General features: G+C 44.7%; 8 protein-coding genes. 4 read left to right on the top strand and 4 right to left on the bottom strand.

The window, feature by feature from the left end; genetic code table 11:
- Positions 1-364: 364 nt before the first annotated feature.
- From tatC to QUA57_RS15160, 3 genes are all read right to left on the bottom strand, one after another.
- Positions 365-1,210, bottom strand: coding sequence for a twin-arginine translocase subunit TatC (gene tatC, locus QUA57_RS15170; protein ID WP_333062060.1), 846 nt, complete (start codon positions 1,208-1,210; stop codon positions 365-367).
- Between the two features lie 183 nt (positions 1,211-1,393).
- Complete coding sequence (locus tag QUA57_RS15165; protein WP_333062062.1) at positions 1,394-2,338, bottom strand: NAD(P)-dependent alcohol dehydrogenase; 945 nt, start codon at positions 2,336-2,338, stop codon at positions 1,394-1,396.
- A gap of 177 nt (positions 2,339-2,515) precedes the next feature.
- Complete coding sequence (locus QUA57_RS15160; protein WP_333062063.1) at positions 2,516-4,690, bottom strand: EAL domain-containing protein; 2,175 nt, start codon at positions 4,688-4,690, stop codon at positions 2,516-2,518.
- 245 nt (positions 4,691-4,935) lie between these two features.
- Between QUA57_RS15160 and QUA57_RS15155 the strand changes: the two genes are divergently transcribed.
- The 4 genes from QUA57_RS15155 (at position 4,936) to QUA57_RS15140 (ending at position 12,305) form a co-directional block, all read left to right on the top strand.
- A complete protein-coding gene (locus QUA57_RS15155; RefSeq protein ID WP_333062065.1) occupies positions 4,936-8,796 on the top strand; it encodes a PAS domain S-box protein in 3,861 nt (1,286 codons plus the stop codon).
- Positions 8,797-9,157: 361 nt separating this feature from the next.
- Positions 9,158-9,916 (top strand): SDR family oxidoreductase, encoded by a 759-nt coding sequence (locus QUA57_RS15150; protein WP_333062067.1) that lies wholly within the window; start codon positions 9,158-9,160, stop codon positions 9,914-9,916.
- 137 nt (positions 9,917-10,053) lie between these two features.
- The gene (locus QUA57_RS15145) at positions 10,054-11,151 is read left to right on the top strand and encodes a DJ-1/PfpI/YhbO family deglycase/protease (protein ID WP_333062069.1); all 1,098 of its coding nucleotides are present in this window, start codon (positions 10,054-10,056) and stop codon (positions 11,149-11,151) included.
- 449 nt (positions 11,152-11,600) lie between these two features.
- Entirely contained in the window at positions 11,601-12,305 is a 705-nt protein-coding gene (locus QUA57_RS15140) for a rhomboid family intramembrane serine protease (RefSeq protein WP_333062071.1), read from the top strand.
- Positions 12,306-12,561: 256 nt separating this feature from the next.
- Here the strand turns inward: QUA57_RS15140 and QUA57_RS15135 are convergent.
- Positions 12,562-14,048, bottom strand: a 1,487-nt coding sequence (locus QUA57_RS15135; RefSeq protein WP_445304480.1) for a calcium-binding protein, incomplete at its 5' end; no start/stop codon positions are given.

Raw genomic sequence — 14,048 nt, 5'->3', positions numbered from 1 at the left:
CTTATGATTGCCAGCCCGATCGCCTAAAGAATAGTGTGAATTAAGCCTCAAAACCTTGACCCCAGACACCTAACACTAAACTTTGCTAATGTGAATTTTATATTTTATTTTAAATACTTATCCAACAGATACTAAATCAGCAAAGATTATCATATAAAACAATCAACTTACTCAAATAGCTGAGAAGCTTAGCTTTACACAATATTTATCAGCTTACTTAAGTAAATAGGGAATTCGCCCTCAAAATAGCTAAAGCAATGTTTTTAAGATAAGTTGACAACAATCCCAATCTCGGCTAAAAATAGCAGACAAATTTAAAATTCAGATGTTCGGTAACTTTTACATTGTCTGCTATTCTTAATTCTCATCGTCCTAAAAGCTTCACCAAACCAACCCCGCCAAAATACAAGCTCAGTACCGCACCTCCTAAAAGACTTTGCGTTAAAGGGTCAGTAGAAGGCGTTAACACCGCTCCCAAAACTGCCGCTCCCAAGACTACATACCGCCAGCCGGAGAGCATTTGGTTGGAAGAAACTATGCCCAAAACACCGAGCAATACTTGGACGATCGGGATTTGAAAAGCTAAGCCAGTGCTGAACATTAACAGCAGCACAAATTTAAAGTATTTGTCGATCGACCACAACTGCTCTACCACATCCGCCCCATAGCTAACAAAGAAGTTGAGCGCCGCCGGAATCAGAGCCATGTAAGCAAATACTAAACCGCCCAAAAATAGGAAACTCGAACCGAAAAACACCGGTCCGAGCAACCTGCGTTCTTTGCGAGTCAAGCCGGGGAGAACAAACAGCGCTATCTGGTAAAAAATAAACGGAGTGGCAAGGAGCAAACCGCTGTATCCGGCTACTTCGATAGAAACAAAGAAATACTCGCCGGGAGCTAGTTGCAGAAACTTGACGGGTCCCGCCGGTACTTCTAGCAGTTGCACGATGGGCTTAACTGTGAGAAAACAACCGATTACAGCGATTACTACTGCAATTAGCGAGTAGAAAATTCGCAGACGCAATTCTTCTAAATGCTCGAACAAAGACATCTCAACTTCGTCGGGAAGTTCGTCGAGAAATTCGTTTTCTAAGTTGCGGGAACCCATCGCACCGCCTGCGATTGGTGCAATGCTGTTTTCGGAGCTAATTGCTTCGAGATTGTTGTCGGAACCTTGTTCGGATGTCTCCAAGTTTGAGGGCGCAGTCATAGGGAATGGGTAATTGGTAATGGGTAATTGGAAATTGGTAATTAATTGGAAATTGAAAATTGAGAATAGTTATTTCATATTGGCTCCGACTTCCTTCTTCATTCTTTATTCTGACTTCAGCAGCAGAAGGAACGATCGATAATTAATCCCTGTAGCGGTGTCAAAACCCGTGTCGTGCCTTCATTATTCAATCACGATCGCAATTTTGCCGATCGCGCGGCCCGTTTCGCTGTAAGCGTGGGCTGCTGCTACTTCTGCTAAGCTGTAAGTGCGATCGACAATCGGCTCAACTTTATCGGATTCTATTAACTCCCGCAAAGCCTCTAAATCGCTGGGATTGGCATTGGCTAGAATGAATTTAGCTTTTTTACCCGATATAAACCAGCTCGTTAACATCGGTGCGAGGTTCTCGAAACTTGGCAAAGTCGATATATAAATTCCCTCTGGTTGCAGCACTTTTTCGCATTCAGCAAATGTTCTTGTCCCGACAGCATCTAAAATTATATCATATTTATCGGTTTGTTGAGTAAAGTCAATTTCTTCGTAATCCAGGACAAAATCGGCTCCCAAACTCTTGACCAATTCTCTATTTTTAGCACTGCAAACTCCCGTTACTTCCGCATTCATTGCTTTCGCAACTTGCACGGAAAAAGTGCCGACCCCGCCGGAAGCGCCGTTAATCAATACTTTATTTCCTGCTTGAATTTGACCCAAATCCCTGAGCGATTGCAAAGCAGTTAAACCTGCTATCGGTACTGCTGCTGCTTCTGCATGAGTGATGTTTTTCGGTTTAATTGCCGCATCCGATTCTGGCACTGCCGCGTATTCGGCACAAGCACCCCCACTGATGGGATTTAAGAAAGTATAAACTTCGTCTCCGGGTTGAAATTTAGTGACTTCCCGGCCGACTTCCACCACAACTCCCGATATGTCAGAACCGACGATTCGAGGAAAGTTAAATCCTGTTAATAGTTGCAGGTGTCCTTTCCGGATTTTCCAGTCTACGGGATTGACGCTGCTAGCGCGAACTCGTACTAACAATTCGTTGGATTTGGCGATCGGCTTTTCCAACTCTCGGTACTGCAATTCCTCGGCTGAACCGTAGCGATCGAACGCAACTGCTTTCATGGCAAATTTTCCGGTTTATTTCCAATAGAACATTCAATCCTTTACAATTACAGCACATTCGATCTAAATGTGACACAGCAAATTGAGCTAGCCTGGTAGCAGCGGGCGATCGACTCTTGGAGGCCTCCAGACAAGGGGCAGGTGTGAGGCAATGGGTTCGCTGGCCCAGTGCGATCGCTAGCGATTAAAATTAATAGGGACGGGGCGGGCTATCCCATAACCCTGAGCGTAATCTACTCCAATCTCCCGCAATTTTTCTAAGATAGTCTCGTCTTCGACAAACTCAGCTATAGTTTCAAGATTCATCGCATGGGCAATACGATTAAAGCCTTCCACCAGCGCTTGAGAAATCAAATTATGACTAATATTCTTGACAAAAGCACCATCAATTTTTAGATAATCAACTGGTAAATTTATCAGATACGCAAAGGAACTCAACCCACTGCCAAAATCATCTAAAGCAAAGCAACAGCCAATCTTTTTGAGTTCGCTCATGAAATATCTGGCTTGCTCAAAGTTTGCGATCGCTGCGGTTTCGGTGATTTCAAAACCAATGCTTTTTGGGGGTACTTGGTAGCGAGAAAATTGTGCGATTAAAAATCTCAGGAACTGATTGTTACTAATGCTAGCCCCAGAAAGATTTATCGTATACAAGCCTTTGCTAAGAACATCTTTTTCCGGCAATTTGTGATAATTAGAGAAGAAAGTTTCGATGACCCAACAATCGATCTCAGTTATCAAGCCGTAACGCTCGGCGGCGGGAATAAACTCATTGGGAGATACTATTTTTCCATTTTCGTCCAGCATTCTGAGCAAAATCTCATAATGCTCTACTAATGGTTTAGAGGTAATAGAGACAATCTTTTGGTAGTAGAGACAGAAACGATTGGTTTCCAGCGCTCGGCTGATTTTGGAAATCAACTGCCTCTCACCACGTTGTTTAATTAGTTCGCTATCATCTAGACTATAAATATGAACACAGTTGCGGCCTCTGGCTTTGGCGGCATAACAAGCTGCATCAGCCGCTCCCAGAAGCTCCCTCAAATCTTGGCTGGTTTTGTCAATAGCAACAACTCCAATGCTGACTCCGATGATAAAGGTTTGGGCATTCCAAATAAACCGAAACTGATGCACTAGGTCTTTGAGGTTTTCCGCAATCTGAGTTGCTTGAGAGAGCGAACATTGAGTGAGCAAAATACCAAATTCATCACCTCCCAAGCGAGCCAGCATATCATGAGCACGGACTCCCTGTTGAATAAGTGCGGTGATTTGGCGCAGTAGCTCATCGCCAGCAATATGACCTACGGTATCATTAACGACTTTGAACTGATCTAAATCTAAATAACAGAGAGCGTGCTGCTCATTGCTATCTTTAACAGAGGCGATCGCCTCAACTAGCTGCTGCTCAAATCTTCGACGGTTGATTAACCCCGTTAGGGCATCGTGACTGGCTTCCCAAGAGAGTTTATGGGTGAGATAGCGCGATTCAGTAACATCATGAAAGACGATTACTGCCCCGATAATTTTACCTTGGCGGTCTCGAATAGGTGCTGCCGAGTCAGCAATGGGATACTCGGTTCCATCATCGGCAATCAGAATAGTATTGTTAGCTAAGGTGACAATTCGCTGCTCTAATAGAGCCTTGTTTATAGGATTCTCTACTGGCTCTCGCGTTACTTGATCAACAATTAGGAAGACTGTAGAGAAAGGAACTCCTTGAACCTCCTGAGTTTTCCAGCCTGTCAGTCGCTCAGCTATAGGATTGAAATATTTCACCCTACCTTCGGCATCAGTAGTAATGACCGCATCGCCAATGGATTGCAGTGTCACTTGAGCCAATTCCTTTTCGGCAAAGAGAGACTCTTCGAGACGTTGCCGTTCTTCAATTTCTATCAAGAGACGTAAATTCTGCTTTTGGAGTCTTTGTTGCAGCCTTCGGATCGTTAAGTGGGTTTCGACACGAGCTAATACTTCTTCCACTTGAAATGGCTTAGCAATATAATCTACCCCTCCAGCAGCCAGCCCTTGCACCTTATTAAAAGTTTCATTTAGCGCACTCAAAAAAATTATTGGAATGTCTGCGGTGCTCTCGTCAGATTTTAATTGTCGGCAAACTTCATAACCATCAATATCAGGCAATTTAATGTCTAGTAAGATTAACTCTGTCGATGGCGATTGGGCGGCTCTGATCGCCATTGACCCTGTTATAGCACTGCGAACTTTATAACCCTCTTCCCTCAAAGTATCCCTGAGTAGACGCAGGTTATCAGGCAGATCGTCAACAATTAAAATATTGCCTCGGTAGTTTGTAGCTCGATCGCTAACCCTATCGCTAGTTCTATCGATAATCATACTGATTTCCCTAGTTTCTTGCTAGACGACTATAAATATATGCACAAATAGTATAGTTGAAATATTAGCCTATCAAGCTCACTTTACGCAGAAAGAAGTCCTGCGATCCCCGATAGATTGGGGTGGCAAGGGGGCGCAGCCCTACAAAATCTGAATAGTTCGGTTAGGGGCAGTCCCCCCGTGGTTGCCCTTCTTCGCTTCGCCTAACATCAGAAGAAGAGTATTTCAACCCCAGCAGCCGATTTATGAACAAGCGGATTTCTCAAATGGCAAGTCTACTCGTCATGGCGATCGGGTGTCTCGTGCTACTGGGTTGGCAATTTGACATCTCGCTACTCAAAAGCGGTTTTCCCGGTATGGCTTCGACCATGAAAGCAAACACGGCAATTTGCTTTTTGCTGGCTGGAGTGTCTTTGACATTGTTGCAGTACCAAAGAACCCGACTGCAAAATCGCATCGCTCAAGGGATGGCAGGATTGATAATCATCATGGGTCTGCTGACGCTGAGCCAGTATATTTTTGGTTGGAAGCTGGGTATTGATCAGTGGCTTTTCCGAGATTTTGTGTCTTCAGCGACTCCTTATCCGGGAAGAATGGGACTAAATACCGCCCTAAATTTTGTGCTGATGGGACTAGCACTGTTACTATTAGGGCAAAATTCCCAACGCGATACTTGGTTTGCTCAGATTTTTAGTAGTGTTGCAACTTTAATTTCTTTACTAGCTTTATTTGCGCACTTATTCCATGTCGATATTCTTGAACGTTTGGCCACAATTACGACGACTCAACCCGTAAACACGATCGCCACCTTTTTCATCCTCTATGGAGGAATTTTATGGCTCCGCCCCAAACAAGGATTAATGCAAGTAGTAAACAGTCCTCTGGTGGGCGGAGTAATGGTTCGGTGGTTGCTGCCTTGGGGGACAATCTTTCCAGTGACACTGAACTGGTTGACTCTTCAGGGACAAAATTTAGGCTGGTATAACGTTAATTTTGGCTATACATTGCGTTCAACTGTTATGGTTGTCACGTTCTCAATTCTCATCTTGGGGACGGCTCGCTCTTTAAACCAGATAGATTACAGGCGCCAAAAAGCGGAAAAACAAATTAAAAAACTTAACGAAACTTTAGAAATTCTTGTGGCTGAACGAACAGATGCTTTACAAAAATCGCAGGCTCGTTTTGCGGGAATTCTAGAAATCGCCAATGATGCAATTATTTCAGTCGATCGCACTCAACGCATTACCCTGTTTAATCAAGGGGCCGAAAAGATGTTTGGCTATAAAATTGAGGATATTTTAGGGAAGCCACTGAATTTACTGCTGCCAGAACAGTTTAGAGATGCACATCCGCAGCATATCAAACAATTTGCACAGTCTTCTACCAGAGCGCGAAGGATGGGAGAACGAGGCGAGATTTTGGGTCGTCGTCAAGATGGAACGCAGTTTTCGGCTGAAGCCTCTATTTCTAAGCTGGAAATGGGAGACGAAACGGTATTTACTGTTATTATGCGCGATATTAGCGATCGCAAACAAATTGAAATGGCTTTACGAAACAGTGAAGAGCAGTTTCGCCATGCGTTTGAAGATGCCTCTATCGGGATGGCGATCGTTTCACTTGATGGGCACTGGATTAAAGTCAATCCTGCCTTATGTCAGATTCTTGGCTACTCCTCAGAAGAGTTGTTAGGGTTAACTTTCCAAGACATCACCCATCCTGACGATTTAGACGCGGATCTTAGTTATGCACATCACCTATTAGCAGGAACAATTTCAACTTACCAACTGGAAAAACGGTATTTCCATAAACAAGGACATATAATTTGGATTCTTCTTGATGGCTCGCTAGTACAAGATGGACAGGGAAATCCACTGCATTTTATTGCTCAAATCCAAGACATTACCGCTCGAAAAGAAGCTCAAAAAACGCTAGAACTTCAAAGCGTTATCATGAATAACATGGCAGGAGGAGTGTGTTTAATAAAAGCTTCAAACCTCATGATAGTCTACACCAATCCTACCTTTGACGCTATGTTTGGCTACACAGAGGACGAACTCGCAGGTCAAGCCCTTGGTGTCTTGAATTATGTCGATACAAATTTTACACCAGATGTAACCGTTCTAGATATCGTCACTCAAATTGAACAGACTGGCGAAGCGAAATATGAAGTCCACAATAGAAAGAAAGATGGAACTCTCTTTTGGTGCAGAGTTCATACATCCAGGTTTGAGCATCCTGAATACGGAACTGTATATGTTGCCGTTCAGGAGGACGCAACAGAGCTAAAACTTGCTGAGCAAGCCTTGCAAGCTACCACAAATCGCCTCAATTTTCTTCTAAACTACAGCCCCGTGGTCATTTCTAGCAGTAAACCTGCTGGCGATTATGGAGCCACGTTCATCAGCGAAAATATCAAAGATATATTGGGCTACGAAAGCAGCGAGTTTTTAGAAGATTCTAAATTTTGGGTGAATCACTTACACCCAGATGATGTAGAACCCGTACTTAATGACTTACCAAATGTGTTGGTTAATGATTTTTATTTACACGAATACCGTTTTCGTCGCTCCGATGGGGTTTATCGCTGGATGCTCAGTCAGCTTAGGCTAATTCGAGATAATTCAGGTACACCAGTAGAAATCTTGGGATATTTAATTGACATTAGCGATCGCAAACAAGCTGAGTTGGAATTTCATCAGGCAAATGAAGCAAACCAAGCCAAGACTGTCTTCCTCGCCAATATGAGCCACGAGCTCCGCACCCCCCTCAACTCAATTTTGGGCTTCACGCAATTGATGAGCTATGAGAGAAATCTGGCTCCTTCTATTCAAGAACGTTTACAAATTGTCAATCGTAGCGGTAGACATTTATTGGACTTGATTAACGATATTTTAGATTTATCCAAAATAGAGAGCGGACGGATGACACTCAATCTTTCTGACTTTGGTTTGACAAATTTGCTGGCTTCTATTGAAGAAATGTTCCAAGTTAAAGTCCAATCTAAAGAATTGCAACTAATTTTCGATCTAGCTCCCGACATTCCTAGATTTGTGCATAGCGACAATAAAAAACTCTACCAAGTCTTAGTCAATCTGCTCGGTAATGCGATTAAGTTTACCAACAAAGGAAGCGTCACCCTACGGGTAAGAGCAACACAAAGAGACACAACATCCTGTCACCTATGTTTTGAAGTTGAAGATACAGGCGTGGGAATTGCCCCCACAGAAATGGATAGCCTATTTAAGGTATTTGTGCAAGCCCAAGCTGGGAATAATTTGAGTCAAGGGAGTGGGCTTGGTTTAGCCATCAGTCAAAAACTCGTCAAACTCATGGGCGGTCAAATTCGCGTTAAAAGCACTTTGCACCGAGGTAGCACTTTTTCGTTTGAGATTCCTGTACAGTTACCTCAAGCAGACTCCTTACCCCCAGAATCAAATAATCAAAGAGTAATTGGTTTAGCTCCCGGACAACCGACTTACCGCATTCTTATTGTTGAAGATTTAGAAGAAAATCGTCGCTTGTTAGTCGAGTTCCTTACCTCGGTTGGTTTTGAGGTGAGAGAAGCAAAACAGGGAGTGGAGGCACTCTCGCTGTGGGAGAGTTGGCGGCCGCACCTGATTCTAATGGATTTGCGAATGCCGATCGTGGATGGCTACACAGCTAGTAAATATATTAGAGAACGCCCTCAGAGCAAAGAAACTGTCATTATTGCTTTAACTGCCTGTATTTTTGAAGAAGAGCGAGAGAAAGTTGTTATGGCTGGCTTTAACGACTTTATAAGCAAGCCATTTCAGCAGAGAGACATCTTTGACAAAATCGCTAAATATTTGCCAGTGCAATATATCTACGAAGTCGTAGAACAAACTCCACAAAAACAATTAGTTGAAACGGTGTCTGGAGAAGATCTATCCATGATGTCCCCTCAGTGGTTAGAACAAATGTATCAAGCCGCTTACTATCTCGATACCGAAGTTATGAATGAATTAATTGGACAAATTCCAGAATCCAAAGCAAGTTTGGCTCAAGCACTAACCGATTATATCAATAATTTTAATTCTGACCGAATTATGGAGTTAATTCGACCTCTGCTGCCGAATCCACTGTAGTTATAGCGGTTCTCAAGTAAATGAGGTACGTAGTTGGGCTTTAGCCCTCTTCTTTAGTCGTTATATAAGTTGTCAGTCATACCTCATCTACCTGAGAAGAGCTATATCTAGTTTAAGGACAAAAAAGCTATAGTGCTTTTAGCAGTGGCTATATTTCCAATAGAAATCCACATGGAAAAGGATTTGGAAGTTTTTGGAGAGGTCTATTGCAGATATCCATCAGCTTGAGGAAATGGCATACACATTGGATGGAATGTGCTGTATCATATAGCAATTCTATTTCGTATGTGAAGGAGATTTATTCTTTTTATTAAATGCAGAGGGTGCTGAGGGTGCAGAGAAAGAGAAAAGAGATAGAGAAATGATTGATTTAACCGGAAAGGTAATTTTAGTAACTGGTGGCTCGAAAGGGATTGGTGCAGTGACGGTGCGGACTCTGGTTAATGCTGGGGCCGAGGTGATTTTGCATTACTTTCGCAGTCAGAAAGAAGCTGAAGCGATCGCAGGAAGTGTTGGGCGCGATCGCTGTTATTTATTGGCAGCGGATTTGAGGGTGGAAAACGCGGCCTCGACTTTGTGGCGAGATGCTTTAAAATGGCGCGGTCATATTGATATTTTAGTTAATAATGCGGGGATTATGCAGTCAGCGGGTATAGAGGACGAGTTCGATATTTGGTCTTCAGCTTGGCAGCAAACTCTACAAGTAAATTTAGTTGCCGTTGCCGATTTGTGCCGCGAATCTATCCTGCATTTTCAAACTCGCAGAGTCGGCACAATTATTAATATAGCAAGTCGCGCTGCTTTTCGCGGCGATGACCCGAATTATCTGCACTACGCCGCTTCTAAAGGTGCTATTGTTGCTTTAACTCGCAGCATTGCTAGAGGGTTTGCGGCTGATAATATTTTGGCATTTACAGTTGCACCGGGATTTGTCAGTACAGAAATGTCTAATCAGTTTATTCAGGAGTTCGGTGAAGCTGATATTATTCGCGATATCCCGATCGGCAAAATCGCTCCTCCTCAAGATGTTGCCAATGTTATCGCGTTTTTAGCGTCGGGTTTAGCTGCACACGCTACCGGGACTACGATCGACATTAATGGAGCTTCTTACGTGCATTGAGACAATTACAGTAAAATACCTCTCAAGGCCCACCCTGACACCTTTTAAAACTAACTCATTTATCACTTTAGCAAGACGCTAAAAACTCCATCAATCACTTAGCGTTAGATAAAAAGATAGTCTGAGGAAAGTTGATTATGACAACAGATAACGGCACCAACACCAAACGAGTTGCCATACTCATCGAAAATGGAGTAGAAGATTCGGAATTTCTAGTTCCTTACAACGCCTTAAAACAAGCAGGATTTGAAGTAGTTGTCCTCGGTTCGCGGACAAACGAAAAGTATGCAGGGAAACAAGGAAAAGTTGCCCAGCAGGCTGACGGAACTACCACTGAAGCAGTACCCGCAGAATTCGATGCAGTGATAATTCCCGGCGGTATGGCTCCCGATATGATGCGGACTAATCCCAATACAGTACGTTTTGTACGAGAAGCATTTGAGCAAGGAAAAATCGTCGCTGCTGTTTGCCACGGCCCGCAAGTTTTGATTGAAGCCGACTTGCTGAAAGGCAAAAATGCCACTGGTTTCTTGGCAATTAAAACAGACATGATTAATGCCGGAGCTAACTACATTAACGAAGCTTTAGTAGTTGACGGCAACTTGATAACTTCCCGCCAACCGGGAGATTTAGCAATATTTACCACGGCAATTCTGGCTCGCCTCGGTTACGGCGGGAAAGCAGTCGGTTTGCCAGAAGAAACTGACACAAATGCAGAATGGTGGAAATTAGCTAATGGTTGGGGAGGCTCTACACAAGGCGACATCGTAAAAGGTTTGAATACCGCCCTCGCAGGGGAACGCTATGCTTGCGAAGCGTTTCAAAATTATGCGGAAAAAACCCAAGACAGCGATTTGCGATCGCTCTTGAGAGAAATGATTCAAAACAAACAGAACCACATCCTCGCTCTCGAAAAACGCCTCAACGATTTCGGTGAAAAACCCTCAATTCCTGCCCAAATTGCTGACAAATACGCTAAATTAAAAGCTTCGATGCAAGGAACGGATGAAACGTTTTTGCTGCGGAGCACTCTAGGTGAGTTGCAAACCGGTGTTGTCGATGTCAACAACCTGCGGGTGAAGTTCACAGATCCCGTGTCAACTGCCATTTTGACAGAGATAGAATCGGATTTGTCCAAGTGCGAGCAAGTCGTTGCTAAACTCTACCGCGCCCGTGCAGCTTCCCAGGAAATTAAGTCGCCTAAACCTTCGACTAGCCCCGCTGTAAAAATGTAATCAGCAAGGGGATAAATAAGTTTGTAGTTTTGTTGAGAGGTGAAACCCCGCACCAATATCGCAAATACAAACTTGCTCTGCAATCCTACCATATACGCCTTTGCGGTCAAATAAAACCCAACACTAAAAAGCAGATATTCAACTAACTGCAAGGTGGAGGGTTTTCTTAAATGGGTTTTATTTTTGTTTCAGCGGAATACGGCGGATTTGAAGGAAGCTTGCGGCACCCAGGGGCGTTACCAGCCCCCGGGTTCATTCGTGCAGAAAAAAAAATCTAGTATCCGATAACCAGCCCCCGGATACATCCGTCAAGTCGCTTTCTTCAATTCTAAAATCTAAAATCTAAAATCTAAAATCGATTGCCTTCTTCCCTCTTCCTTTAGACAGGAGACACCTAGGCTATAAATGCGCTACTGTGTTGCCAATATTTGGATGAGGAAAAAAAGGCTGTGGTTCCCTTACGCGATGACAATCCCATTACTATCACTCCCTACGTCACCTATGGGCTGATTGCCGCAAACATATTAGTATTTTTGTACGAACTCAGTTTGGGCGATCGACAATTAACCCAATTCTTCTACTCTTGGGCCGTAATTCCTTGCCAGTTAAGCAATATGTGTCGGGTTGCTCTGCCAGTTTCGCCATTTCCCGAATGGACAACACTAATTAGCTCCCAATTCCTACACGCAGGCTTTCTCCACATTGCCGGAAATATGTTATTTTTGTGGATTTTTGGCAACAACGTAGAAGACCGTTTAGGACACGTCAAATTTATAATATTTTACCTTACTTGCGGCGTTTTAGCATCACTAACTCAGTGGTTTTTTTCCTCAGCATCTGCCATTCCGTCCCTAGGTGCTAGCGGTGCGATCGCAGGCGTCATGGGAGCTTACATTCTCAGATATCCCCAAGCCAAAGTTCTGACACTGCTTCCATTGGGAATTTTTATTACCACTGTCAGAGTCCCCGCTTTCTTCTTTCTAGGATTTTGGTTTGCACAGCAAGCATTGAGTGGCTTGGCTTCTTTAAATGCCCCGGCAAGTGTCGGCATGGAATCCGGGGGAGTTGCCTACTGGGCCCACGCTGGCGGCTTTGTTTTCGGCGCTATTCTCGGCCCTTTGTTGGGGCTTTTTTCTGAAGATAATCGGATTTAATTTTTCACCGCAGATGAACGCAAATTAACGCAGATAAACTGTTTAGGAAATCGGCGTTTATCTGCGTTCATCTGCGGTTTCAAACCTCTAATTTTTCTAAAAGTTTGGTGCTATGCTTGGCTCTTTGTTGGGATTGTTTTCTGAAGATAATGAGATTGAATTTTTCACCGCCGGTGAACAAAAATTAACGCAGATAAACTGCCAACAAAATCGGCGTTTATCTGCGTTAATCTGCGGTTTCAAACCTCTTATCTTCCTAGATAAACGTCAAATCAAATTCCGAAAGAGAAGAAACCCCAGTTACACCATTTAACTTTGCCAAAATGCGAGAATCGCTGCCGGTGAGGTTATTGCCATTGCCGTCATAAATGATGTAAGTATTGCCACCGGAATCGTAGGCAAACAAGAAAGCACTTCCTCCCAGAATATTTGCAGAAACCGTTGTCTGCACATTCAGCAGAACTTGGGTGTTACCGCTGAGATTCGCAAATCCGGGGGCAAAATTAAACTGATCGGCGATCGGCACACCGAGACCGCTAAAATCAGTAATCACATCGTATCCGCCCGCCGCGATCGCAGCCTCGATCGCCGCCGAAGAAGCCGCATCAAAGGCAGGGCCACCTTGTGCAGGGCTGGTATAGCGGAATTGATTGTTGCCGCCACCCCCTGTCATGGTATCTGCGCCGAGGCCCCCTACGAGCACGTCGTTATCCACACCGCCGTTAATCGTATCGTTGCCACCTTGACCATCAATAGTATCGCTGCCCGCCAAACCGTCCAAATTGTCCGGCAAAGAACCCCCAACTAAATTGTTAGGCCCGCTATCTGCAGGCAAGATTTGAACGGTGACAGTACCTACGCCCGGAATTGTCCCGAATCCGTCGCTGACGCTGTAGGTGAAAGCAGTTGTACCCGCTACGTTGCCGGGGATGAATTGCACTTGAGAGACAAGATTTACAGCTGCCCCCAGTTGTGGTGTGCTGACATTGATAATGCTAAGCGTCCCTTTTTGCGGGCTGGAATCGTTCGCCAGTACGTCGATGAAAGTGGGCAGCAAATTATTCGTATTGGTAAATACGATGCCGTCATCCACAGCAATCGGCGGCAGGAGAGTTGGAACAGTTACGGAGGTATCAAAAGAATTGATGTTAATTGCGACTGACGCTGCTGCCGTGCCGCCTTGGTCGTCAGCTACGCTGTAGCTGAAAGAACCGGCTTGCCCGATCACGTTTGTTCCAGGTTGAAATTTCAGCCCGAGTAAATCCTGAACGGTTAGCTTTTGGTTCACGGTGACGGGGTTCGTACCCGTAATTACCTGACCAAAAGTAGGATTGGGAAGTCCGACTACCGCGATCGACAGTGGCTGGCCCTCCGGGTCGCTGGGCGCCGAAATGCTCAGAGACAGAGGCAAATTCTGCAAACCAGTCACCGTCTTGCCCGCTTCCACGAGCGGCGGCTGGTTAGGAGTCGGAGATGTAAAACTCGGCGGAGTCGGCCCGCCACCCAAAGGCGGAGGAGTTGGGGGCACCGCAGTTGGAAGCGGGACAATCGAAGGACTCGGACTCGGAGTTGTCCCGCCCGCAGTCGGAGTCGGACTCGGACTCGGACTCGTACCCGGAACCTGTACCGGCAATGGCTCCGTTGTTGTCCCGCCGCTATTAGTACCTGTCCCGCCGCTATTAGTACCTGTCCCGCCGCTATTAGTACCTGTCCCGCCGCTATTAGTACCTGTCCCGCCGCTAT

Origin of the sequence: Microcoleus sp. Pol7_B2 (genome assembly GCF_036701035.1) — a bacterium.
GTDB lineage: Bacteria > Cyanobacteriota > Cyanobacteriia > Cyanobacteriales > Microcoleaceae > Microcoleus.
The sequence above is the reverse complement of the archived record's forward strand: the minus strand, read 5'-3'. Positions and strand labels throughout refer to the sequence as shown.